We start from the raw sequence: 23,258 nt of genomic DNA on the forward strand, positions 1-23,258 counted from the left end.
TATAAACATCACTTCTTTATGCCATATTCCGGATGTTCCTTTTGATATAGCTGAATTTCCTCGTAGATTTTCTGGTAATTTTCATAGCGGAGCCTTGAAATGACTCCCTTTTCTACCGCCTGCCTCACCCTGCAGTCCGGCTCTGTACGATGCTGACAATCCGGGAACCGGCAGGTCCCCAAATAGGGTAAGAACTCAGGATAATATTCCGCCAGCCGTTCATGGCTCCACTCTTGCATATAAAATGAACTAAAGCCAGGCGTATCCGCAATCCAGCCGGCTCCCTCTTTTAAGGGAAGCAGCCTTGCATGCCGAGTCGTATTCTTGCCTCTGGCAATTTTTTCACTGAGCTGCCCCGTTTCTTGATCAGCGCCCGTCAGTGCGTTAATCAGAGAGGATTTACCCACCCCTGAAGGCCCTGCCAAAACGGTAATTTTATTTTGCAGCCTATTACGCAGCTCCTGCATATCTGCTTCTCTTTGTTCATAAGTGCTTACCTGATAGACCGGATATCCTGCCTGCTGATAAGCAGTTTTCGCTTCCTCGAGCATCTCTGTGTGCGCCATATCCCAAAGATCAGCTTTATTTAGAATAATCACAACCGGAATTTTCTGTTTTCCTGCTTCCAGCAGGAACCGATCCAGCAGCATGAAATGGGGCTGCGGATTGCACACGGCAAATACAACCAAAACCTGATCGATATTAGCGGCCGCCGGTCTAATCAGCGCATTTTTTCTCTCAGCAATTGCTTCCAGGTAATGCTCCTCCGATACGCTCACCCAATCTCCAATCAGCGGAACCTGCTTCTGCTTCCGAAAAATGCCTCTGGCTTTGCAGCGAATATAGCCCTCTCCTTCCAGATACACCTCATAATTTCCGCCAACACCGGCAACAATGATTCCTTCTTTTGTCATCTATTTTTTCACTTTTTCACTCATGATCAGACCGTCATTCAAATACACTTCCACTCTCTCGGTTCCTGCCGGATAATTAACCTTGAGCGCCTTTCCAGGGAAAAGTTCAAATGTAGAATAGGAAATCTGATTATCATAAATTTTGGTCGCCTGATTGTCTGCATCATATGCCTGCACCACCAATCGTCCTCCATCTCCTTCTTTAGCAAACAGCTGTGTGATAGAAATGGTTCCTCCATTGGTCGAGGCACTGCTCTCCTGCGGCCCCTTGCTAACCGTGATATCAATGGGTGTGTTTTTAAGCACCTCTGTATTTTTCTCTGTGCCTTGATTGATAACATAGCCTTCTGGATAGGTATCGTTAAACTCTGAACTCACCTGACCTACATCAAGGCCCTGCTCCTTCAGCTTCGCGATCGCCTCCTCCTGCGGCAGATTTGTAACATCAGGCACGGGGACAAAGCTCTGCTCTTTTCCTACACTTACATAGAGAATCACCGATATATTATCCTTAATTTCCGTATCCTCTGCCGGTTCCTGAGAAATAATATTTCCCACTTCAACAGTCTCATCGTTTCTTCCTTCTGTCTGGAAATGAATTCCTCTGCGATTGAGTTCTTCTCTCGCTGCCTCGTAGGCCATGCCCTCTACCTTTGGCATTTTGACTACTTCTCCCCCACTTTCAGAGGCACTGCTTTCCAGCTGGCTGGACTCCTGTATAAGGCTGCTTTCCAGTCCTGCAGAAGATTCCCCCGCTGGACTTTTGGTAAGCGCTTGCTTAAGGAGAACAATCAAAAGCACCAACAGTAAGATACTGAGCACTGCGCCGGTGATGACCAGATTTTTTCTCCTTCTCTGCTGACGCCGTCTTTGCTCTCTCTGGGCAATCAGCATCTGTCTCTCCCTTTCCTGTTCTTCCGGGGATTTCATCGGCGGCCGGTTACGGTTGATATAATCCCCGCTACGGGACGTCGCAACCTCCCGGATCCGATAGCCGGGATTTTTATAAACCCGCTTCATATCCTGAATGAGCTCATCAGCCGTTTGGTACCGAAGATCGGGACGCTTCTGTGTAAGCTTAATGATAATATCCCTTACACCCGGCCAAATTTGTGGCGCCAATCTTTGCGGATCTGGAAGCGCATCATGCAGGTGGCACATAGCCACGGCAACGGGTGTTTCTGCTGTAAACGGCAGCTGTTTCGTCACCATTTCATACATGCTGATTCCTAACGAATACAAATCACTGCGCGCATCCACAAAGCTGCCCCTTGCCTGCTCTGGCGAAAAGTAGTGAACCGAGCCCAGCGCCTCTCCCTGATTGGTAATCGTGGCTGAGGTTGCTGCTTTCGCAATTCCAAAATCTGTTACCTTGACATCGCCCTGCGGCGTTACCATAATGTTCTGTGGTTTAATATCCCGATGAATGATTCCGTTTGTATGTGCTACCTTAAGCGCTTCTGCAATCTTAATCGAAATTTTCAGTACTTCTTCTGAGCTTAGCATATCGCGGCGTTTAATATATTCCTTCAGCGTAATGCCATCGATATACTCCATAACAATAAAATCAATATAAAATTCCTGCCCCAGATCATATACGGCCACGATATTGGGATGCGTTAAGCTGCCGGCGGCAAGCGCCTCTTTGCGGAATTTGGAAAGTACCGCTTCGTCCTCTGCATACTCATGCTTGAGCACCTTCAGCGCCACCATCCGGCGCAGCTTATAATCTTTTGCTTTATATACAATGGCCATACCGCCGCTACCAATTTCTTCTACAATTTCATAGCGGTTTACCAATACTCTGCCTGGCTCAAGCATTGTCCCCTTCCTCCCCCGTAAAGTCAATTACGATAACCGATATATTATCTTTGCCTCCGTTATCGTTGGCCTTCTGTACAAGATGCTCCGCCACCTCGGCTACGGTCTTCTTCTCAGAAAGCATGTTTAAAATCTCCAAATCCGTCACCATATTGCTCAATCCGTCCGAGCACAAAAGCACGCGGATCAAATCGCTCGCCTCAAGCTTAAAATCATCTATCTCTACTGTCTGATCAATGCCGACTGCCCTTGTGATCATGTTTTTCTGCGGATGCACACGGGCCTCTTCTTCTGTAATCATGCCCTGCTTTAACAGCATCTCCACGATGGAATGATCCTCTGTTACCTTTTCAAGTGACATAGGCCTCTGTCCTGCACGATTCAGCTGATATAACCGGCTATCTCCCACATTGATGCAATATAGTGCGCTGTCACAAAAGGTAGCCGCCACAAAGGTAGTTCCCATCCCCTGATAATCTTCAGATTCCTTGGACAGCTCATACACCTGCCGATTCGCTTCTCCCAGTGCCCGGTGCATAAGCTCAAAAATATCATCCGCCTCCAGAGAATGCTCCTTGATATATTCTACAAATCTACGTACGGCTTCTGCCGAGGCCAGATCTCCTGCTTTATGTCCGCCCATCCCATCGGCTACGATAAACAGATTGGGCAAAACGCCCACTGGCTCTTCAGAGCAGAATATCGTATCCTGATTCATCTTTCTTACCTTTCCTACGTCGCAGCGTGCTGCCGCCACTGCTTTTTTGCTCTTAATTGCCTCTTCCATCCGTTTTCCTTTCCGCCTTAGCTCTCAGCTGTCCACAGGCCGCATCGATATTTTTTCCCATCTCCCGGCGCACCGTCACCGGCACGTGCCGTTCATTTAATACCTGTACAAAATGCTCAATGGTCTCCGGCGACGGCCGTTCAAACCCGCATTCCTTTACTGGGTTCACCGGTATTAGATTGACATGACAAAGCATGCCCTTCAGCCGGTCTGCCAGCTGATGTGCACAGTGTCCGGTATCGTTAATCCCCTTAATTAACAGATATTCAAAGGTAAGCCGCCGATTCGTTTTTTCTATATAATAGCGGCAGGCGTCCATCAGCTCTTTTAAGGGCACTGCCTCTGCAATGCGCATAATCCGCTGCCTGATCGCATCATTAGGGGCATGAAGTGAAATGGCCATCGTAATCGGCAGATTCAGATCGGCCAAATCCCGCAAACGACTGGTAAGTCCGCAGGTGGACACTGTAATACTGCGCAGACTTAGATTTTTTCCTTCCGGCTGATGGATCAGCTCCAAAAACCTAAGCAATGCTTCATAATTATCCAGCGGTTCTCCACAGCCCATAACCACAATATGAGAAATCGTTATCTGCATTTCCCGTTCCACTACGTATACCTGCTGCAGCATTTCTCCTGCCGTCAGATTTCTCTCTAACCCATTTAATGTGGAGGCGCAGAAACGACAGCCCATACGACAGCCGGCCTGAGAGGATATGCAGAGCGAGTATCCAAAATGGTATTTCATCAGCACGCTCTCTATGGCCGCTCCCTCTGCGGCCGCTCCTTCTGCTGGCAGCCTAATTAAAAATTTTCCTGTTCCGTCCTCTGCCATCTGACGCTGTTCTATGTAAGCAGGTCTAAGCGGCGCTGCTTCGCTTAATTTTTCGCGCAGTCCCCTGCTTAAATCAGACATCTCCTCAAAGCTCTGCGCATGCTTCTGATGCAGCCATTTAAAGATCTGCAGCGCACGAAACCGCTGCTCCCCTAAGTCACTTAAATATTCCTGAAGCTCCGGTATGGATTTACTATACCAGTCATACTGCATGAATGCTTTTCATCCCTTCTTTTTTAGTGCTGCTACAAAAAAACCGTCGTGGCCATTCTTCTGCGGCCATAAGGTCAAATACTTCGCCCATAGTCTATCACATTCCGGCAGGCTTGGCAAACGCTTTTCTAACGACTCTACTGAAAATTTGGAATTTTGTTGTAAAAACCATTCGATCTGATCCTCATTTTCACATTTACTCAGCGTGCAGGTGCTATACACCAAAGTACCGCCCGGCTTTAGCGCTGCTGCCGCCGCCTGCAGAAGCTTTCTTTGCAGCTGAACCAGCTCTTCTTCTCCTTCTGGTCTATGATGCAGCTTGATATCCGGCTTAGAGCGCAGGATTCCCAGCCCTGAGCAGGGGGCATCCAGCAGTACCCTGTCATAGGCCTCCTGATCCTCTGTGCGCTGCACGCACCCATCTGCTGCTTCCGCATGGATGCATGAAATCCCCAACCGCTTCTGATTATCCTCAATCAGCTTTACGCGGTGCGGATACAGATCCCGGCAGCTGATGCAGCCCTGATCCCTCATAAGCTGTGCCATAAAAGTAGATTTACCACCCGGCGCTCCGCATAGGTCCAGCACGCGCTCTCCCGGCTGAGCCCCTACCGCTAGCGCTGCCAGCATGCTGCTTTCATCCTGAACGGTGATCCACCCCTCTTCATACAGCTTCCACTTAGAAATGTCGCCCGTATGACGCACATAAACTGCCTCCGGCAAAACACCCGGCCAAATCTCCGCCTGACCGGCCAGCGCTGCTTTTGCTTCTTCTAATGAAGCCTTTAACGTATTGATACGCACGCAGACCGCTCCTGGCTCTGTCATCTTTTGCAGAAGCTCCTCGCTCTGCCCTCGGCCGTAATCCTGCATCCATTTTTGTACAATCCATTCTGGCATATCATACTGAAGGGCCAGCGCCCTCACTGGTTCTCGCTCCAAATCCGGCATCGGAAAGGCACATGCCTCTCTTTGCGCCGCGCGCAAAACTCCGTTTACATATCCGGCCAGTGCCTGAAAGCGTGACTTTTTAACCAGCTCTACCGTCTGGTAAATGGCGGCGCGATCCGGCGTTCCATCCATATAACGCAGCTGGCAGACCCCTAGACGCAGGCAGATGAGCAAATAGGGCTTGATTTTTTTCATCGGCACTTTGGAGTAGGTTTCAATGATCGCGTCAATTGAAATCAGATGAGTGAGCGTAGTATAGACTAGACCTGTAAAAAACCGTCGGTCGAGCTCGGAAACAGATGACGGAAATGCTTTTAAATGCTGATTCACTATAAGGGAACTATAGCCGCCCCGGTATAGAATTTCTTCTAATGCCAGCGCGGCTTCCTTGCGCATATCATTCATTGCGGTTTCTGCGCCCTCCTACAATCAAAAGCAGGCGCAGCAAATTGGCAAGTGCCTGTGCCATGGCCGCAACATAGGTCAGGGCGGCAGCCTGCAGGACCTTTCGTGCTTTTCCCATTTCGTCTTCCATTAAAATCTGATTTTCGCTGAGCAAGCGCAGCGCTCTTGAAGATGCGTTCAGCTCTACCGGAAGCGTAATGACCTGAAATAGCACTGCTATCCCAAACAGGGCAATGCCTGCTACAATGATATACCATCCAAACTGATTGCTTACGCTGCTGAGTCCGCCCATAAGAATTCCTAAAAACACCAAGGGCATCGCTAGGCTAGAGCCAATCCTGGTAAGCGGAATAATCGCATTTCTGATCTGCAGCGGCGCATAGCCCATTTGATGCTGAATCGCATGCCCTGCCTCATGCGCTGCCACGCCGACGGCGGCGATAGATGTGCTGTTATATACGCTTTCAGAAAGGCGCAGCACTCGGTTTCTCGGATCATAATGATCCGTCAGGTGACCCGATGTCATCTCCACCGGTACGTCTAAAATGCCTGCGCCGCGCATAATGCTCAGCGCAACTGCTTGTCCGGTCATGCCCTTATAGCTTCTCTCCTGACTGTAGCGCCGAAACGTTGAGCTGACCTTCGCCTGCGCATACAGCGCCAAAATCACAGTTGGCAGCACCAGAATAATATAATATCGGTCTATCCAGAACATACGCTCCCTCCATTCTCACAGATCTTCTTTTTTCAATCTCTTAGGCTAAAATTTTTCCATTAAGTGCGCTGCCGCGCAAAAAAGCCTCAGCGGCCATCGCCTTTTTTCCCTGCAGCTGCAGCTGCTTGACTTCCAGCACTCCCCGCCCAGTCTGTACCAAGAATCTAGGATGCTTTCCCTGCAGTCCTTCCTCTAAAACCGTCCCTGGCTTTTGCGGCTCTGCCGCTTCCAAGGCCGCCTGCGCTTCCAAAATACTCAGCTTTTTTCCGTCTAAATGAGTGTACACGCCGGGCCACGGTGCAAATCCTCGCATTTTCTGCTCGATTTGCTGCGCGCTCTGACTCCAGTCAATCAGTCCATCCTCCTTCTGGATCATCGGCGCATAGGTCGCCTGCTCTTCCGGCTGCTTCTCCCTAGGCAGCGTCTCCCCTGCTAGGAGGCGCCGTACAACCTCCTGCATCAAGGCGGCGCCCTCTGATGCCAGCTTCTGATACAGGCTCTGCGCTGTCTCCTCCGGCTCAATGGGCACCGCTCTGCGTAGCAGCATATCACCGGTATCCACGCCGCAGTCCATCATCATAGCCGTAACGCCCGTTTCCTTTTCTCCGTTGACGATTGCCCACTGAATCGGCGCTGCCCCTCGATAGCGCGGCAGCAGAGAAGCATGCATATTGATACACCCCAGCGGCGGAATCGCCAAAATCTCTTCACTCAAAATCTGCCCATAAGCCGTAACCAGGATTAGGTCCGGCTGCAGCTCCCGCAGCCGCTGCACCTCTGCCTTTCGCTTAATGCGCTGCGGCTGATAGACCGGGAGCCCGTACTGCTCCGCCAGCACCTTAACAGGGGGCGGCGTCAGAATCTGTTTTCGCCCGACCGGCTTATCCGGCTGCGTCCACACGCCTACAATCTCTACCGGCAGCTCATGCACCGCCTGCAGTACCGAAGCCGCAATCTCCGGCGTGCCCATATAGACAATTCTCATTTTCCTACTCCGTTTCCTGGCTTATTCCTCACTCAGCCACCGATCAATCTTATCAATATACAGCACACCGCTTAAATGATCAATTTCATGACAGAACGCCTTTGCCAAAAGGCCCTTTCCCGTCTTCTCAAATATATTTCCTTCCCTGTCCATCGCCCTCACCGTAACCGTCTCCGGCCGTTTGACAATGCCAGAACGCCCCGGAATGCTCAGGCATCCCTCCGGCGTCTGCTGCTCACCTTGCTCATCGATAATCTCCGGATTGATCAGCACCAGCTTTTCCCCCGGCTCGTCCGTATCGATCACAATAATCTGCTTTAAAACACCCACCTGTACGGCCGCCAGACCCACGCCGCCCGCATCATACATCGTTTCAAACATGTCGTCGATCAAGGTCTGCGTCCTTTGATCCAGCTCCTCCACCCTTCTTGAAGTTTTGCGGAGGATCGGATCCTCATTGATTCTAATATTACGAAGTGCCATCTTCTTTTCCTCTCTTTATTATAGTATTGTAACCGGATCAATATCCGTAAATACCGTTACTCTTTTTTCTTCCTGCATAAACCGATCGCAGCAGTATCGTATAAAAGCCCTGAGCCGCTGCTCTTCTCTGCATTTAACAAGCAGCTTCCAGCGAAAAACATTATTGATTCTTCCCAGCGAAGCTGGAGAAGGTCCCAGAATCTCAATCTCCCGACCCTTTGCATAATGCTCCATCCACATTCCCAGTCTTCTGGCTCCCTGGATGACGACCTCTTCCTTTGTGCCGGTCAGCAGCACTTCCGCCAAATGCGTAAAGGGCGGACATTCCATAATTTTCCGCGCTGCCAGTTCTTTTTGATAAAATCCCTCATAATCCTGTTCTTTCGCCTTCTGTATGCAGTAATGATCGGGCGAATAGGTCTGCACCAAAACCTGACCTCTCTTCTGGGCGCGGCCCGCACGGCCGGCCACCTGCGTAATCAGCTGAAAGGTGCGCTCTGTGCTATGATAATCTGTGCTATATAAAGTCATATCAGCGGCCAATACCCCTACTAGGGTAACATCCGGAAAATCAAAGCCCTTTGCAATCATCTGCGTACCAATCAAGATGTCCCCCTCATGATGCAAAAACTGTTCATAGACCCGAATATAATCTTCCCGGTTTCTCATGGTTCCCATATCCATCCGCATAATGCGGGCCTGCGGAAAAAGCCGCTCGGCCTCCTCCTGAATCCGCTGCGTGCCTGCGCCAAACTGCCGTATATACGGCGATCCGCATTCCGGACAAACCTCCGGAAGCGCTGCCTCTTTTCCGCAGTGATGACAGATCAGCTTATTTTGATCCTTATGATAGGTATATGGCAGATAGCAGCGTGGACAGTTCAGCACAAAGCCGCATTTTCGGCAGTTGACAAAAGTAGCATAACCCTTTCGGTTTAAAAATAATATGATCTGTTCTCTTTTTTGCAGCTTCTCTCGCATCGCTGCAATCAGCGCCCGGCAAAAAACACTCATATGCCCTGCTTCTAGCTCAGCGCGCATATCAACCAGCTCAATGCTTGGCAGCGCCGCGTCCCGCACAGCACGCTGCGTCAGCGTAAGCAGCGTTAGTTTTCCCTGCTGCGCCTCAAAATAGCTCTCAATGGAAGGTGTTGCTGACCCCAGCAGAAACGGGCAGCTCTGCTGCTCGCAGAGCATCTGCGCTACCTCCCTGGCATGATAATGAGGCGCCTGCTGCTCAGATTTATAGCTGCTCTCATGCTCCTCATCAATAATAATGAGCCCCAATTGTGTAAACGGTGTAAACAAAGCTGAACGCGGACCGATCATAACTCGATAGGCTCCTTTTTTCGCCAGCCGCCACTGCAAAGAACGCTCGCGGTCTGTCATGCGGCTGTGCGTAATGCCTACGATATCGCCAAACCTCTCTGTAAAAACATGCACCAACTGCGGTGTGAGGCTGATTTCCGGCACGAGCAATATGGCCTGCTTTCCCAGCGACAGCGCTTTTTGGATACACTGCATATAAATTTCCGTTTTTCCGCTCCCGGTAATGCCATGCAGCAAAAAGCCCTGACTCCTCTCTTGCTCTATCGCTTGCTCCAGCTGCGTTCTGACAGCTAGCTGCTGCGCGTTCAGCGGCAAGGGCTTGCTCGTTTTTGGAGAAACAAAAGCAGCCGGCGGTTTTCCCTCCGACTCTTCATACAGATCTACATATCCTTTTTGCACCAAGGAAAGCAATGAGGCTTTGCTGATCGGCGCTGTCTGACGAAGCCTGCGAAGCTCCATCCTCTCTCCTTTGCTCTCGGCAAGGCAATTCAAAAAATGACGCTGACTTTTTCCTAAGTGTTCATTCTGCGGCATTTGCCTGAGCAACACCTTCTGCACAACCGGATCACCAAAACTAGGAATCTTTGGCACAAATAATGCCAGACAAGCAGACAGCGGTGCATCATACCGCTCCTTCATTCTTCTCGCCAGCTCCAGATTATCCTTAGAAAAAACCGGCTCCGGACTGACAATCCTGCTGATCTGCTTTAGCCTCTGCTCCGGAAATTCCGCCTCCTGTGTCAGTGCTATCACATACCCCTGAGCGCTTCGGTTCCCCATTCCAAAGGGAACCTCCACCAGCATACCTTCTTTGATGTGCTGGGAAAGCGCTTCGCCGACCAAATACGTATAGATCCGGTCTATTTTCTGGTGATGCAGATCGATAATAATCTTGGCATACCGCGCCATCGGATTATTCTTCGTCTTCGTACTGATTGCTCAGATCCACAACGGCCATCTCATCAAACCCTTTACTCTCACTTTCCTCCTGAGAGGGCTCTCTGGTGATAATCCCTATTTTTTCCTGCTCCATTTCAGCAATGGCGAGGGATAGCATCCGGCCATTATATCGATCCGGAATCATTGGGCTCTCCTGATCAATCAGCGCTCTTGCACGCTTAGAAGCAGCCATAACCAGGCTGTAGCGGCTATTGATTGGCGGCTTGCCCATTTCTGTATTCACATGATTGACATGATCAATCAATTCTTTATAAGATGGATGCAGCATTTCTCTTCACTCCTTTATCATGTTTAGCACTGTTTATTGTAGCAGATTCCTTTCAAAATTACCAGAAAAATTTCAAAAGCCTAGTTCTTTTGCTTCCTGCTCCAGCTTGCTCAGCAAATCCCCGGAAGCCGGCGCGACCCCCGTTCGCGTTTGAATCACACGGTGCAGCTCCTGAATACAACTTTCCAGCTCATCATTAACCACCAGAAAATCATAATGCCTTGCTCTTTCCAGCTCTTCCTCTCTGGCTTTTTTAAGACGCTGCTCTACCTTTTCCTTTGTTTCGGTGCCGCGGCCAATGAGACGCCGCTTCAGCTCCTGCATGTTCGGCGGAACCATATAAATCAGGAGTGCTTCCGGATACTGCGCACGCACCTTGAAGGCGCCTTCTGCTTCAATTTCCAGAATCACATCCTTGCCCTGCTCCAGCTGCTGCATCACAAAGGATTTAGGCGTTCCATAATATTGCTCCACGTACTGAGCCCACTCTAAAAAATCTCCCGCCTCAATCCTCTCTTCAAATGCTTCCTTGGTTATATAATGATAGGAAACGCCTGCAACCTCTCCTTCCCGCGGCGCTCTTGTCGTCGCCGATACAGAAAGAGCATACGGATACCGCGTGAGAAGCTCCTTTACCACGGTTCCCTTGCCTACACCGGAAAAGCCGGATATCACAGCTAACACTCCTTTTCTGCTGTCCATTCTTCCTCTCCCCTCTCTGTGCTCAGTCTGGCAGCAATGGTCTCCGGTGCAATCGCCGACACCACCACATGGCCGCTGTCCATCATCAATACTGCCCGGATTTTCCGCCCATAGGTTGCATCAATCAGCTGCCTTCCTTCTTTCGCCTCTTGAATGCGCCTCCGGATCGGCGCAGAATCCGGTTTTAAAATCACCACAATCCGGGCGGCATTTACCGTACTGCCAAACCCGATATTCACTAATCTCATATGCCTGCCTCCTTCGCCGATACAGAGCCCGCTCTACTCAATATTCTGAACCTGCTCTCTGATTTTCTCAATCACATTTTTCATAGCAAGGGCATGCTGTGTAATCTCTAGATCATTGGATTTAGAAGCAATGGTATTCGCCTCCCGGTTCAGCTCCTGCGTCAGAAAATCCAGCTGCCGGCCGATCGGCTCATCCTTTTCCATGGTCTGCTTATACTGCCGAATATGACTTGCCAGTCTGGTCAGCTCCTCATCGATACAGCAGCGGTCTGCAAAAAGCGTAACCTCCGCCTCCAGCCGCCCTTCCTCCAGATGGAGCAGCTTGTCCTGATCCAAATATTCCTGCATACGGCTATAGAGCTTTTCCTTATAGTCCTGCACAACAAAGGGCGCTCTTTCTGCGACCTCCTGCCGCAGCGCTTCCAGCATCTCCAGCTTGCTCTCAAAATCGCTTTTTAAATGAGCCCCTTCTTTTTCCCGCATCTGATTGAGCTGATCCAGCGCCTCTTCTAGTGCCTGTGTTAAAACTGGCTCCAGCTCCTCTAATTTTTCACTCTCTTCCTCCTGCTGTAAAACATCCGGAAGCTGTAAAATATGACTAAGCCTTAGATCATCCTCCAGCCCCTTTGCCCGGCCCTGCTCCCGCAGCGCCGTCAGATATGCCTCCAGCTTTCCCTCATTCAGCCAGATGCCGCCTTGCTCCTGACTATGGTTTGTATAGTTAATAAAAACATCAGCCTTGCCCCGCGCTACCTGGTCTTTCAGAATCTTTCGGACATGATTTTCCAATGCGCCGAATTTCCGGCTAAGCCGAACCCCGCTTTCTAAATAACGATGATTGACTGTTTTGATCTCCACCGTAAATACATGACCGTCCATTTCCTTTTCACCGCGGCCAAATCCTGTCATACTTTTCAATGCTACCCCTCCTGCGTCAATCGCCCGTCTCTTAATCAGTCCTCTGCTCTTTGCTCCGCTTCCTGCAGGGCCCTTTCATTTTCTCTAACCGGCGTCAGCGTTGCCTTTGCCAGCGTCCGCCCCGTATTTTCATCTACAAACAGCTCTCCCAGGCAGTATACCACCGTCTCCCGCCCGTCTCTGGTAATCAGCCGATGACTCAGATAGGCAATGCCTTTTGTCTCAAGCTGCATGGTAAACCGCTGAAAAAAATCCGCCAGATCGTCCTCATGCACTAGCTGGCTATATACAACGCGGTCCTTAATGACCTTTTCCTTCGTATAACCCGTCAGCTGTACAAATTCATCATCAACCTTAATCAGTTTCCAGCCTTCCTCGACATCCATCCGGCAAGTACCGTAAACAACAGAAATGACCTGGGAATTTGTCAGTGCCATTTTTACCTCCAAGCTTTCACACACATAGATTGTTTTGCTTATCATACCACAGGCTTTACACTTTGTAAACTATTTGCATTCTGAATAAACTTTCAGACAAGTTATTCTTTCCCTTTCGGCGCAAATATAGTACAATACCTTTAAAATCATTCATTTTGAGAGGAAGCCGCTATGATCCGCATTACTCAGTTTAAATTACCCATTGAAACCACCGCCGACCAGCTTGAAGCTGCACTTCGAAAAGAGCTTGGCATTTCCCCTCTCCATCCCCTTCAGTTCGAAATCGTCCGCCGCTCCCTTGACGCGCGCCGCGGCCACAGTTTCCATTTTGTTTATATCATCGATGTCACATTGGCCAAAGAAGAGAAAATCTGGCAAAAAAATCACCGCGCCCATCCCCATTGGCAGCGGCTCTCGCAAAAGCCCTGCTATCAGCTCACTGCGCCGCTGCGCCTAATAGGCCGACGCCCGATCGTTGTCGGCCTCGGTCCGGCAGGTCTCTTCTGCGCTCTGCTCCTCGCACGGCAAGGGCTGCGCCCCCTCATCATCGAACGCGGCAAGCCTGTAGAAAAACGCCGCCTCGATACGCAGCGCTTTTTCACTCAACGCGAACTTGATCCAAACTCCAACGTCCAATTTGGCGAAGGCGGCGCCGGCACCTTTTCCGACGGCAAGCTCAATACCCTTGTCAAAGACAAATCCCTGCGCGGCCGTTTCGTCCTTGAAGAGCTGGTCAAAGCAGGCGCGCCGGCAGAAATTTTATATGACGCCAAGCCCCACGTGGGCACCGACCGCCTCCAGCAGGTTGTGCGCACGCTGCGCGAAGAAATCCTATCGCTCGGCGGTGAGATCCGCTTCGAAACGCAGCTCGTAGATCTTCAGCTCTCGGAGACCGGCGCTGTATCCGGCGCTATTTTATCCTCCGCAGGCCAGCGTACGCTGGAAGAAGCTGATACGATCTTTCTGGGGATTGGCCACAGCGCGCGCGATACCTTCGCCATGCTGCAAGCCTCCGGAGCCGATATGGCTGAAAAACCCTTTGCCATCGGTCTGCGCATCGAACATCCGCGTGCCATAATCGATCAGGCACAGTACCGCGAATATGCCGGCTCGCCTTATCTTGGCGCCGCAGACTATAAGCTAACGCATCAAACCGCTAATGGCCGCGGCGTATATACCTTCTGCATGTGTCCCGGCGGAACGGTTGTCGCCGCCGCTTCTGAACCCGGCACTGTTGTCACCAATGGTATGAGCAACTATGCCCGGAATGAAGAAAACAGCAATAGTGCTCTGCTGGTTACCATCACGCCCGAGGACTTTGCCTCTTATCGCCCCTCCATGGGCGTCCTCAGCGGTGCCGGCTTTCAGCGCGATTTAGAACGGCTCGCCTTTCGCCTTGGAGGCAGCGATTATAGTGCTCCCATCCAGTGCGCAGGCGATTTTATCAGCCGCCGTGACAGTCTTTCTCTTGGTAATATCCAGCCAAGCTTTACCGGCCGTACTCGCTTTGCTAACCTCTGGGATCTGCTGCCGCATGACCTGGCCGCCTCTCTTGCCGAGGGCATCCAGGCTTTTGGACATAAGCTTTCTGGTTTCGACCGCCCTGACGCTATCTTAACTGGCGTGGAATCGAGAAGCTCCTCTCCTGTCCGTATTCTGCGGGATGCTTCCATGCAAAGCAACCTGCGTGGTCTCTACCCCATGGGAGAGGGCGCAGGCTATGCCGGTGGGATTATGTCAGCTGCCATGGATGGCATGAAGGCGGCCGAGGCGTATTTTACTTCTTTAACGCCTGACCCGCTTGCTCCATCCACTGCGCCTTAACATAAATCGTCTGCTGATGCGTATAGATGACAAAACCAGGCTTACTGCCGGCAGGCTTTTTCACATATCGTCTCTGGGTGTGATCAACCGGAACCTGATTGCCGCCGGCTCCTTTAGAATGCAGCGCCGCCATAGCGGCCGCTTCTTTTAGGCTTTCCTCGGTATAATCGCGTCCTTCTTCCAGACCATTGATCAGCAGAATCACATGTGACCCCGGCATATCCTTAACATGAAACCATTCATCCTTGGCTGATGCTGTTTTAAAGGTCAGCTGGTCATTTTGCATATTGTTCTTTCCTATCAGCCCCTTAACCCCCTCTGTGGTTACAAAGGAGATAGGCTGGGAAACCGACAGATTTTTGCGCACCTTGTGCGCTTTTTTTATATATCCTGTTTGATAAAGCTCTGCACGAATGTCCTCTATATCTTTTTCGCAGTCAGCTAATGTCAGAGCCGTTAAAATACTTTCCAGATACTGCACTTCTTCTCGCGTGAGCGCGAGCTGTGTATTTAACGCCTCTTCTGTGCGTTTTTGTTTATTGTAGCGTGCATAATACTTCTGCGCATTCTGCGCGGGCGTTAGGTTGACGTCCAGATGAATGTCGACTGCGGGCGCTCCCTCTTCGTAATAATTGGCCAGCTGACAGCGTGTCATGCCTTTTTTTAGCTGATATAAATTGGCTGTGATCAGCTCTCCTTTGATCCTGTCAAGCTCCCTGCCCTTGGTATCGGCCATCTGCTTTTCCTGCAACCCCTGCTTTTTTACTGCACGTTCCAAATTCGTCGTGATCAGATGCCGCAGCTCCTGCGATTTTTGCTTCATTTTATCCTGCACATCGCTGCGCGCATAAAACACATCCATCAGGGCGCTGAGCGTATCAAATTCCTTTATGCGGCTTCCCTGCATGGTCTGGTAGGGCACCACCGAAAAATCCACCGCCCTGCCGTTTTCGTCCTGATACAGAAGATAAGGCCCCTGTGCCGCCTCCAGCTGCTCCAGCAGCTGCTCTAAAGAAGCGCGCAGCTGCCCCTGCTGCTCTGGTGAAAGCTCCTGATAGCGCGTTTTTTCTTCTATATGAGCTCTTGTCAGTACCTCTCTGGCCGCCAGAGGACTAAGCCCGTTAAATAGCTGGTACAGTCCTTTTTCCAGCGCCCCCTCATAGCTTTGCATCACAGCGCCGAATGAAACCTGGCCCTTTGGCATGAGCTCTAAGGGATTGGCCTTTTGATTGTGTGCCGGAAGCTGATATACAAGTCCCGGCTGTACGCTGCGCACGGAGCTCATGAGTGGATTTACATGCCGCACGGAATCAATAATCTGTCCCCGTTCATCCACTAATATTAAATTGCTGTGCTTGCCCATGATTTCCGCCACAATTGATTTGTGGCACAGGTCTCCCAGCTCATTTAACACTTCAACGCGGATTTCGATGATCCTGTCAAAATGATGCTGGGCGATGCTCAGGATCTTTCCGCCGGTAAAATGCTTGCGAAACAGCATGCAGAACATGGGCGGCTGCAGCGGCGTTTCGGGCTTTTGCTCTGTAAGATGGAGCCTGGCATGACTGGCGTTTGCCGTCAGCAGCAGCCGCTGCATCTTGCCCTGGCTGCGGATGTTGAGGATCACCTCATCCGCTTCCGGCTGATAGATTTTATCAATACGCCCTCCCAGCAGCTGCTTTTCCAGCTCGCACTGCACCGCAAAGGCCGTGATTCCGTCAAATGGCATATTTTTCTCCTTTCCAAGCTCCTTTAACGTATAAAACTATACTTCTTTAAACTCAATTCCGATCTGTTTTCTGAGCGTCTCCAGCAGCTTGCACACCTTCATAGCCTGCCGGCTGCAATACGCATATGCTTCTTTATGCTGCTGCGGATTCAGGATCCATTCACAGAAGCTGCGCGCCTCAGCGCCCATAAGCGTATTTTTCTCCTCATCTCCCCATACCGGTACAATCCGGCCGTCCGGCTGATGCAGGTTCATCCCCGTCAGCTGCGAAATAGAATCGATCGTAAGTGTCCCCTGATCGCCTATAATCTGCGATCCCAGATAGTTTTGGCCAACCTTGCTGTAGCTGATGCTCACATGACAGTCCTCATACAGAAACAAAAGGTCACCGCTGCAGTCGGCGCCTGATTCCAAAAACTGCCCGTGCGCCGCAATCTCTTTTGGCTTTCCAAAAAGCTCCAGCACCAGATAGATACAATATATCCCCAGATCCATCAGCGCACCTGTGCAAAATTCAGGATTAAAAATATTGGGATTCTTTCCTGCCAGATAAGCCGGATATTTAGAGGACAGCTGTGAAAAATCAATATGCGCGGTACGAATCCTTCCCAATTGACTTACAGCCTCCTTCAGCGCCGCAAGCTGGGGCTGATGTAGCATCATAATGGCTTCCATATAAATCAGTCCTTTGCTCGCTGCCAGCTCCTGCAGCTCCTCTAGCTGCTCTGGATGAATTGTGATGGGCTTTTCACAGATCACATGCTTGCCATGCCTCAAAAAGAGCTTGCTCTGCTCATAATGCAGCTTGTTGGGACTTGCGATATATACCGCGTCGATCTCCTCCTGCTGCGCCATCTCTTGCAGATCTGTATAAATTTTGATTGTATTTCCGTGAGCAGCTCCTTTAAACGGCTGCGCAAAGCTGCGTCCTTTTTCCGCACTGCGGGAATATACGGCTGCAAGCTCCATTCCGGACACTCCCATTGCACCGGCAATAAAGGTTTCTGTGATCCAGCCGGTACCGATAATTCCATAGCGTATCATGCTCATGTCTCCTTTTTATAGTGTAAATATGGCCGTGCTGCTTTCGCGCTTTGTCAGATAGACGGACTCTTTGCCCGCCTCTCCCATGCGCTCTTTTAGCATATCGAGTGTTGTTTTCATAGCGAGCTCCGGCTTATTGTTTTCTTCACTCAGATGTCCTAACAGAAAAATCCCCTTTCTGTTTTGGCGCAGCGCCTCTGTCACTGCCAGCGCGCAGTCGTGATTGGAAAGATGCCCCATGTTGCTGCGGATTCTTTTTTTCAGCGGCATAGGATACGGGCCATTCATCAGCATATCGATATCATGATTGCTTTCAATCACCGACAGGTCTGCTTCTGCCAGATGTCTTTGCATCAGCGGTGTGACCATGCCCGTATCGGTGATGACCACTGCTTTGTTTCCACCGCTTTCCACTGCATAGCCGCAGGGATCATTCGCATCGTGGCAGGTCGGAATCGCCTCTATGCGCAGATCGCTCATCCGGTACCCCTTTCCAGAACGAATCTCTACGCAAAGCTCACCCGGCACCTGCCCGATCATGCGCTGCATGCCGCGCCATGTCCCGGCCGTCGCCATGACCGGCACCCGATAGCGCCGCATCCAGACGCCCACCCCTTTGGTATGATCCGAATGCTCATGCGTCACAAATACTGCTGTGATGCTGGCCGGATCAATCTGACGCTCTTTCAGCAGTCCCTCGATCTGGCGCGCGCTGAGCCCGATGTCGATCAGCAGCCTGTGCTGGCCGGTTTCGATCAAATGACAGTTTCCGCTGCTGCCGCTTGTTATAGAACAAAATCGCATCTTTCTATGATTCTCCATTCCAAAATTCATTTAAAACTGCCGGCAGATTTTCTGGCTGGACTCTTGTAATCGGAAACCAATCCTGCGGATACAGCTCATAATATCTTGACTGATCAAAGCGTTCATCTACTAATAGAATGATACCTTTATCCTTTTCTGTCCGAATGACGCGCCCCGCTGCCTGAAACACCTTGCCGATACCGGGATAAGCATAGGCATACTCAAAGCCCTTGCCTGTAGAGGCCTCCATCTGCTCGCGGATCAGATCCCTCTCAAGCCCGATCTGCGGAATGCCCACACTGACAATCATAACGCCGATCAGCGCCTCCCCCTGCAGGTCAATCCCTTCGGAAAACACACCGCCCAGTACGCAAAAGCCCAGCAGCGCCCCCTGCGCTTCATAAAACTGCTGCAAAAAAGCCTGTCTCTCTTCTTCGCTCATCTGGCTTTCCTGTTTGATGACCCTCTCATCAGGATAGAGCTCGGTAAAACATGCATACGCCTGCTCCATATAGGCAAATGAAGGAAAAAACGCCATATAATGCCCCTCTTTTGCCGCAATCATCTGCTGCAAAAGAAGACAGACCGACTGCAGGCTCTGCTGCCTGTTCTGATAATTTGTCCTTATCCGGCTGACCATCACCTTTTTGTGCTCTGCCGCAAAGGGAGAAGCTAGGGCAATCGCCTTCTCCTCCTTTTCTCCGCCTAAAAGCTCTTTATAATAATCCACCGGCATCAGGGTTGCCGAGAAAAATATCACACTGCGCACCTGCGCATACACCGCTTTTAACGCTCGGGACGGATCCGCACAGAAAAATCGCAGGATCCAGTCCTTCCCCTCCTTTTTCAGATAGGTCTGATACCCCTCCCCCATCGAATCCCAAATTTTCAGAAAAAACAAAACTCTAAAATACAGCTCCCATACGCTTTCCTCAATCGCCTCTCCTCCTTGCTCCTGCACGCGGAGCTGCAGATACTCCTCCATCCTCTCGCAGAAGCGTTTCAAGGCATGATACCACGTTTCTTCCGGCTGTGCCGGCAAAAAATTCTCGCCTTCCGGCACTTTCTTTTTCATCTCGAGAAATAAGGAATTGATCTTGCTGATACATTTGTACAAGCCTGACTGCTTATGCAGCCCAGCACGAAACTCTAAAAAGGCCTGTTTGCTGATTTGGGCGCTGAACATTTCTCTGGCTCTGTCAACCAGATTGTGCGTTTCATCGATCAGAAGCACATAGTCTTTTTTTCGCTCCTGAAAAAAGCGCTTCAAAGATGCAGACGGATCAAAGGCATAGTTATAGTCACAAATCAACAGGTCGCTCCATACGGCTATATCCAGCGCTAATTCAAAGGGACAAACCTGATGCTTTTGGGCAATCTGCTGGATTTGTTCTTTTTCAAAACGATCATATTGCTGCAGCGCCTGAAGGACTGCCTCATTCACCCGATCATAGTGCCCTTTGGCATACGGACACTTCTGCGGATCACATTCTCGTTTTTCCTGCAGGCAGATCCGGTCCTTTGCCGTTAACTGCATCGTTTTAAGACGCAGTCCATTTTGCCGCATCTGCGAGGCTGCCTGCAGAGCCGCTTGCCCTGTGACATTTTTAGCGGTTAAATAAAATATCTTTTCAACCTGCCCCTCTCCCATTGCTTTTAACGCTGGAAATAAGGATGAAATTGTCTTTCCAATCCCTGTAGGCGCCTGTAAAAATATTTTTTCTTTCTCTTGAATTGCTTTATAGATATAGGCAGCCATCGTCCTCTGTCCTGCACGAAAGGTAGAAAAGGGAAAGGGCTGCGCTTTTAAATTGGCCGTTCGAAGCTGATCCCAGCTATGCTTCCAGCGTAACCATTCGAGATAGGATCCTGTAAGCCCATCCCAAAAACTCGTCAGCTCCGCCAGTGTATAGCTCTGAAACAGATATTTAACCTCTTCTGATTCTACATGAATATAGGAAAGGCGTATCATAACCTCCGGCAACTCCTCTTGCCCAGCCAGAAAATAGGCATAGCACATAGCCTGCGCCCAGTGCAGCGGAAATGTCTGCTGCGTAATGTACTCCAGATTAACTACGGTGGATTTAATTTCATCTACCACACGTCTTCCCTGCGCGTCGGTATAAATACCATCCGCCCGTCCTTCTACTAGCAGCTCGGCATCTTCCTGAAACTGAATCGTTTTTTTAAATATGACCTCTTTTTCGTATCCTGCCTTTTCAGCCCTCTGCAGCTTCTGATGCAGACGCGTTCCTTCCAGCGCTCTTGCACTACTGGCAAAGCCGCTGACAATATCTCCGCTTTTTAAAATAAATTCTACCAGCGCCCGCACCGATATCTCATATGTCTTCGTTTTTGTCTTCTCCCTCATAGTGAATGGATGCCAGCGCTCTCTGCGTAATTTCTTCCGGATATCCAATATATTCAAGAATCCGAATGCCATTAGGCTTTTTCAAAACACCTGGCTTGAGCAAATAATCAAACTCAAGAGCTTCTTTCGTAACGTTTTCTTCAAAATGATAGCTATCATATTGTTCCTTTACGTTTTCGGTAATTTCTATATCATGCGTCGCGACCACTACCATACAATGATGCTCCGACAGATATGTCAGCAGCGAAGAGGCTGCTGCTACCCGCTCTGTGGGATTGGTGCCCCGGAAAATCTCATCGATCAGCAGCAAGCTGCAGCGCTCCTCATCCACCACATGAATCATGCGCAGCAGAGCCTCTGCCTCTGCCATATAATAGCTGCGTCCCTCCATCATATCATCACTCGGACTGATGGAAGACAAAATATTGAAAAAGGAAGCCTTATATTCTTTAGCCATCACCATATAAAATGTCTGCGCCAAAATCAGATTCAGCCCAATCGTTCTTAAGAAAGTAGATTTTCCTGACATATTAGAACCAGTGAGCACTACATTCTTATGGTCGATGGTAATATCATTGCAGACCGCTCCTTTTAAAAGCGGATGCCCCATCGCTACCGCACTGAAATAATCCTTGTCCTCTACAAATTTGGGCTTGCAGCTTTGCCGCATCCCTCTTCTCACAGAAGCCATGGACTGAAATGCATCCAGCTCTCCAAGACGCCGATACAGCGTTCTCAGTACCGGCGCATACTGCTCTATATACATGCTCGTTCTGATATAGGCTCTTGCCTCTGTTAAAAACGCAATCTTAATATATTCACTCAGTCCGAGTGGATCAGCAGCTCCGGACTTTAAAACCTTATTCTTTTTCAATATAATCTGACATTTGTCAACCGCTTTTTTGAAGAATTCATTATAGCCATTATCCAGCTCCGGATACTGCAGCTTCTCAATCTCCTTCGCAGCCACCAGCATTCTGGCAATATAGCGAATACCCGGCATAGATGCTTCCGTATATTTATTGATGCTATGATGAATGATCATATTCATAATAAAGAAGATTACAATTAAAACTACCGCGCGTGTCCATAGGAACGGCAGAGAAATGATCGAAGCGATCATTCCCAGAGTAGAAGGAATCACCCATCCTCTAGACGGCGGCAGCGGCGGTGTCCCTTTAAATAAAACAGAGGCCGCTCCGTCATATTCTTCTTTTCCCATATAATATAACAGGCATTGAATTGCTTCCCTTTTATCTTTATTATGCTGAAAGAAATCAATCATCCGCCCTCTTCGCTTCAGTTCATCCTCGTCAAACCGAAGGATGCGCAGCATGTTATATAAGCATTGCTGCCCGGGCATCGACAGCGTCCGGTTCATTTTCATATAAGAACGATTCATATCTAAATCATTCCATGTCAGATCATCTAAGATCCAATCCTCCTTTTTCATCATGCGAACAAAAAAATCCTCTACATCATGAAAATTTACATCCTGTGATTCATCTTCCTTTCCCCACCAGCCTTGAATAAAGCGAAGGGTACTTTTTCTAAAAAGACCTGCCATTTTACCTCTCCATTCTCTATTAAAAAATCCCTGCTATTTCACAATTTTTCAAATGCTGTTCGTAATCCTCTGCAAAATAGTAATTTCCTTGCGCATCATATACAAAAAACAAATCCTCTGTATCAGCCGGTGCCAGCACTGCTTCTACAGACTCCAAGCTCGGACTGCCGATTGGGCCAGCCGGAAGGCTCTCGCAAATATAAGTATCATAAAACATCTCATAGTCATCAGGATTCCGATAAGGCTTTAGCGCTTCCTGCAAATAGAATATCGTTACATCCATCTGCAGCGCTGTTCCTTGTTCAATCCTATTGCGGATAACGGCTGCCACATTGGGTTTTACAATATTCTGAGAATCATATGCGCTTTCCCTTTCTACAATAGAAGCCATGATCAGAATCTCATCCATTGTATAGCCCTGCTCCCTAGCCCTTTCTTCCATTTCTGAGCTAAGCTTGTCATCCCATGAATGCAGCAAAATCTTCAGCACCTCTTCCGATGTCGCTTCCTTATCCCATTCATACCTGCCAGGCGCAATATATCCTTCCGCCATAAAGGTCCTATGCGCATCCTCTTCGACTTTTCCCCAGTATGAAGATTCTAAACGCTTCATTTGTTCTATTTGTGTCAAAAGCAGCTCTACGCTGTTTCCTTTTCCACTTTCAACAAGCCTCTGCAAAATTTCTGTCAGATAGTCCCCGTCTTCTACGGTAAAATACTGTTTTTCTGGTTGCTTTTCTGTTATGCTAACTTCTTGTGAAACCTGTGAGCTTTCTGCTGCCTCTATCTGGCTGCTTTCCACAGGGGATTGCGTCTGCTGCTTGCATGCCGATAGCTGACCTACTAATAATACTAAAAGTATCAGACAAATACCACCGATAAATCTACTTTTTTTCATTTTTTCCTCTCCTATAAAGAACGGGAAGCGCCTTTTCAGGCATCTTCCCG

Annotated in this window: 21 protein-coding genes; 1 reads left to right on the forward strand and 20 read right to left on the reverse strand. The window is 49.5% G+C overall.

Annotated elements, in window-relative coordinates; translation table 11 throughout:
- Positions 1–8: 8 nt before the first annotated feature.
- The 14 genes from rsgA to HFE64_06255 form a co-directional block, all read right to left on the reverse strand.
- A complete protein-coding gene (gene rsgA, locus HFE64_06190) occupies positions 9–914 on the reverse strand; it encodes a ribosome small subunit-dependent GTPase A (protein ID MCI8633050.1) in 906 nt (301 codons plus the stop codon).
- Positions 915–2,735, reverse strand: a complete 1,821-nt coding sequence (pknB, locus tag HFE64_06195; GenBank protein ID MCI8633051.1) for a Stk1 family PASTA domain-containing Ser/Thr kinase — start codon at positions 2,733–2,735, stop codon at positions 915–917.
- Positions 2,728–3,522: a Stp1/IreP family PP2C-type Ser/Thr phosphatase gene (locus HFE64_06200; GenBank protein ID MCI8633052.1), complete on the reverse strand. Its 795-nt coding sequence runs from the start codon at positions 3,520–3,522 to the stop codon at positions 2,728–2,730. Before HFE64_06200 ends, pknB begins: the two co-directional genes overlap by 8 nt.
- Positions 3,506–4,570: a 23S rRNA (adenine(2503)-C(2))-methyltransferase RlmN gene (rlmN, locus tag HFE64_06205; GenBank protein ID MCI8633053.1), complete on the reverse strand. Its 1,065-nt coding sequence runs from the start codon at positions 4,568–4,570 to the stop codon at positions 3,506–3,508. Before rlmN ends, HFE64_06200 begins: the two co-directional genes overlap by 17 nt.
- A 9-nt stretch (positions 4,571–4,579) precedes the next feature.
- Positions 4,580–5,926, reverse strand: a complete 1,347-nt coding sequence (gene rsmB, locus HFE64_06210) for a 16S rRNA (cytosine(967)-C(5))-methyltransferase RsmB (GenBank protein MCI8633054.1) — start codon at positions 5,924–5,926, stop codon at positions 4,580–4,582.
- Entirely contained in the window at positions 5,919–6,641 is a 723-nt protein-coding gene (locus HFE64_06215) for a zinc metallopeptidase (protein MCI8633055.1), read from the reverse strand. The genes rsmB and HFE64_06215 overlap by 8 nt, the downstream gene beginning before the upstream one ends.
- Positions 6,642–6,681: 40 nt before the next feature.
- Positions 6,682–7,626 carry a methionyl-tRNA formyltransferase gene (locus HFE64_06220; protein MCI8633056.1) on the reverse strand — a complete coding sequence of 315 codons (945 nt, stop codon included), beginning with the start codon at positions 7,624–7,626 and terminating at the stop codon, positions 6,682–6,684.
- A gap of 21 nt (positions 7,627–7,647) precedes the next feature.
- Positions 7,648–8,109, reverse strand: coding sequence for a peptide deformylase (gene def / locus HFE64_06225; GenBank protein ID MCI8633057.1), 462 nt, complete (start codon positions 8,107–8,109; stop codon positions 7,648–7,650).
- An 18-nt stretch (positions 8,110–8,127) separates the two neighbouring features.
- On the reverse strand, positions 8,128–10,347 hold the full coding sequence (gene priA, locus HFE64_06230) for a primosomal protein N' (GenBank protein MCI8633058.1): 2,220 nt from the start codon (positions 10,345–10,347) through the stop codon (positions 8,128–8,130).
- 4 nt (positions 10,348–10,351) lie between these two features.
- Positions 10,352–10,666: a DNA-directed RNA polymerase subunit omega gene (locus HFE64_06235; protein MCI8633059.1), complete on the reverse strand. Its 315-nt coding sequence runs from the start codon at positions 10,664–10,666 to the stop codon at positions 10,352–10,354.
- A gap of 72 nt (positions 10,667–10,738) precedes the next feature.
- Complete coding sequence (gmk, locus tag HFE64_06240) at positions 10,739–11,368, reverse strand: guanylate kinase (GenBank protein MCI8633060.1); 630 nt, start codon at positions 11,366–11,368, stop codon at positions 10,739–10,741.
- Positions 11,344–11,616 carry a DUF370 domain-containing protein gene (locus HFE64_06245; GenBank protein ID MCI8633061.1) on the reverse strand — a complete coding sequence of 91 codons (273 nt, stop codon included), beginning with the start codon at positions 11,614–11,616 and terminating at the stop codon, positions 11,344–11,346. The genes gmk and HFE64_06245 overlap by 25 nt, the downstream gene beginning before the upstream one ends.
- 33 nt (positions 11,617–11,649) lie before the next feature.
- Complete coding sequence (locus HFE64_06250) at positions 11,650–12,534, reverse strand: YicC family protein (protein MCI8633062.1); 885 nt, start codon at positions 12,532–12,534, stop codon at positions 11,650–11,652.
- A 35-nt stretch (positions 12,535–12,569) separates the two neighbouring features.
- Positions 12,570–12,971 (reverse strand): PAS domain-containing protein, encoded by a 402-nt coding sequence (locus HFE64_06255; protein ID MCI8633063.1) that lies wholly within the window; start codon positions 12,969–12,971, stop codon positions 12,570–12,572.
- 171 nt (positions 12,972–13,142) lie between these two features.
- On the opposite strand from HFE64_06255, the gene HFE64_06260 reads away from it, so the two are divergent.
- Positions 13,143–14,795 (forward strand): hypothetical protein, encoded by a 1,653-nt coding sequence (locus tag HFE64_06260; GenBank protein ID MCI8633064.1) that lies wholly within the window; start codon positions 13,143–13,145, stop codon positions 14,793–14,795.
- Here HFE64_06260 and HFE64_06265 read toward each other — a convergent pair.
- Genes HFE64_06265 through mltG form a run of 6 tightly spaced genes read right to left on the reverse strand, consistent with a single transcriptional unit; the run spans position 14,749 to position 23,208 of the window.
- Positions 14,749–16,524: a fibronectin/fibrinogen-binding protein gene (locus HFE64_06265; protein MCI8633065.1), complete on the reverse strand. Its 1,776-nt coding sequence runs from the start codon at positions 16,522–16,524 to the stop codon at positions 14,749–14,751. The two genes, HFE64_06260 and HFE64_06265, sit on opposite strands and share 47 nt — an antisense overlap.
- 36 nt (positions 16,525–16,560) lie before the next feature.
- Positions 16,561–17,568, reverse strand: a complete 1,008-nt coding sequence (locus HFE64_06270) for a Gfo/Idh/MocA family oxidoreductase (GenBank protein MCI8633066.1) — start codon at positions 17,566–17,568, stop codon at positions 16,561–16,563.
- A gap of 15 nt (positions 17,569–17,583) precedes the next feature.
- The gene (locus tag HFE64_06275; protein MCI8633067.1) at positions 17,584–18,372 is read right to left on the reverse strand and encodes an MBL fold metallo-hydrolase; all 789 of its coding nucleotides are present in this window, start codon (positions 18,370–18,372) and stop codon (positions 17,584–17,586) included.
- 4 nt (positions 18,373–18,376) lie between these two features.
- Positions 18,377–20,743, reverse strand: coding sequence for an ATP-dependent DNA helicase (locus tag HFE64_06280; protein ID MCI8633068.1), 2,367 nt, complete (start codon positions 20,741–20,743; stop codon positions 18,377–18,379).
- Complete coding sequence (locus HFE64_06285) at positions 20,712–22,310, reverse strand: hypothetical protein (GenBank protein ID MCI8633069.1); 1,599 nt, start codon at positions 22,308–22,310, stop codon at positions 20,712–20,714. The genes HFE64_06280 and HFE64_06285 overlap by 32 nt, the downstream gene beginning before the upstream one ends.
- A 19-nt stretch (positions 22,311–22,329) precedes the next feature.
- A complete protein-coding gene (gene mltG, locus HFE64_06290) occupies positions 22,330–23,208 on the reverse strand; it encodes an endolytic transglycosylase MltG (GenBank protein ID MCI8633070.1) in 879 nt (292 codons plus the stop codon).
- Positions 23,209–23,258: the final 50 nt, after the last annotated feature.

It is taken from the genome of Lachnospiraceae bacterium, from assembly GCA_022794035.1.
Lineage (GTDB): Bacteria > Bacillota > Clostridia > Lachnospirales > Bianqueaceae > CALWPV01.

Bases quoted from the DNA above. Each gene is read 5' to 3' on its own strand.
- rsgA (MCI8633050.1), bottom strand. From the start codon at position 914: ATGACAAAAGAAGGAATCATTGTTGCCGGTGTTGGCGGAAATTATGAG.
- pknB (MCI8633051.1), bottom strand. From the start codon at position 2,735: ATGCTTGAGCCAGGCAGAGTATTGGTAAACCGCTATGAAATTGTAGAA.
- HFE64_06200 (MCI8633052.1), bottom strand. From the start codon at position 3,522: ATGGAAGAGGCAATTAAGAGCAAAAAAGCAGTGGCGGCAGCACGCTGC.
- rlmN (MCI8633053.1), bottom strand. From the start codon at position 4,570: ATGCAGTATGACTGGTATAGTAAATCCATACCGGAGCTTCAGGAATAT.
- rsmB (MCI8633054.1), bottom strand. From the start codon at position 5,926: ATGAATGATATGCGCAAGGAAGCCGCGCTGGCATTAGAAGAAATTCTA.
- HFE64_06215 (MCI8633055.1), bottom strand. From the start codon at position 6,641: ATGTTCTGGATAGACCGATATTATATTATTCTGGTGCTGCCAACTGTG.
- HFE64_06220 (MCI8633056.1), bottom strand. From the start codon at position 7,626: ATGAGAATTGTCTATATGGGCACGCCGGAGATTGCGGCTTCGGTACTG.
- def (MCI8633057.1), bottom strand. From the start codon at position 8,109: ATGGCACTTCGTAATATTAGAATCAATGAGGATCCGATCCTCCGCAAA.
- priA (MCI8633058.1), bottom strand. From the start codon at position 10,347: ATGGCGCGGTATGCCAAGATTATTATCGATCTGCATCACCAGAAAATA.
- HFE64_06235 (MCI8633059.1), bottom strand. From the start codon at position 10,666: ATGCTGCATCCATCTTATAAAGAATTGATTGATCATGTCAATCATGTG.
- gmk (MCI8633060.1), bottom strand. From the start codon at position 11,368: ATGGACAGCAGAAAAGGAGTGTTAGCTGTGATATCCGGCTTTTCCGGT.
- HFE64_06245 (MCI8633061.1), bottom strand. From the start codon at position 11,616: ATGAGATTAGTGAATATCGGGTTTGGCAGTACGGTAAATGCCGCCCGG.
- HFE64_06255 (MCI8633063.1), bottom strand. From the start codon at position 12,971: ATGGCACTGACAAATTCCCAGGTCATTTCTGTTGTTTACGGTACTTGC.
- HFE64_06260 (MCI8633064.1), top strand. From the start codon at position 13,143: ATGATCCGCATTACTCAGTTTAAATTACCCATTGAAACCACCGCCGAC.
- HFE64_06265 (MCI8633065.1), bottom strand. From the start codon at position 16,524: ATGCCATTTGACGGAATCACGGCCTTTGCGGTGCAGTGCGAGCTGGAA.
- HFE64_06270 (MCI8633066.1), bottom strand. From the start codon at position 17,568: ATGATACGCTATGGAATTATCGGTACCGGCTGGATCACAGAAACCTTT.
- HFE64_06275 (MCI8633067.1), bottom strand. From the start codon at position 18,372: ATGCGATTTTGTTCTATAACAAGCGGCAGCAGCGGAAACTGTCATTTG.
- HFE64_06280 (MCI8633068.1), bottom strand. From the start codon at position 20,743: ATGAGGGAGAAGACAAAAACGAAGACATATGAGATATCGGTGCGGGCG.
- HFE64_06285 (MCI8633069.1), bottom strand. From the start codon at position 22,310: ATGGCAGGTCTTTTTAGAAAAAGTACCCTTCGCTTTATTCAAGGCTGG.
- mltG (MCI8633070.1), bottom strand. From the start codon at position 23,208: ATGAAAAAAAGTAGATTTATCGGTGGTATTTGTCTGATACTTTTAGTA.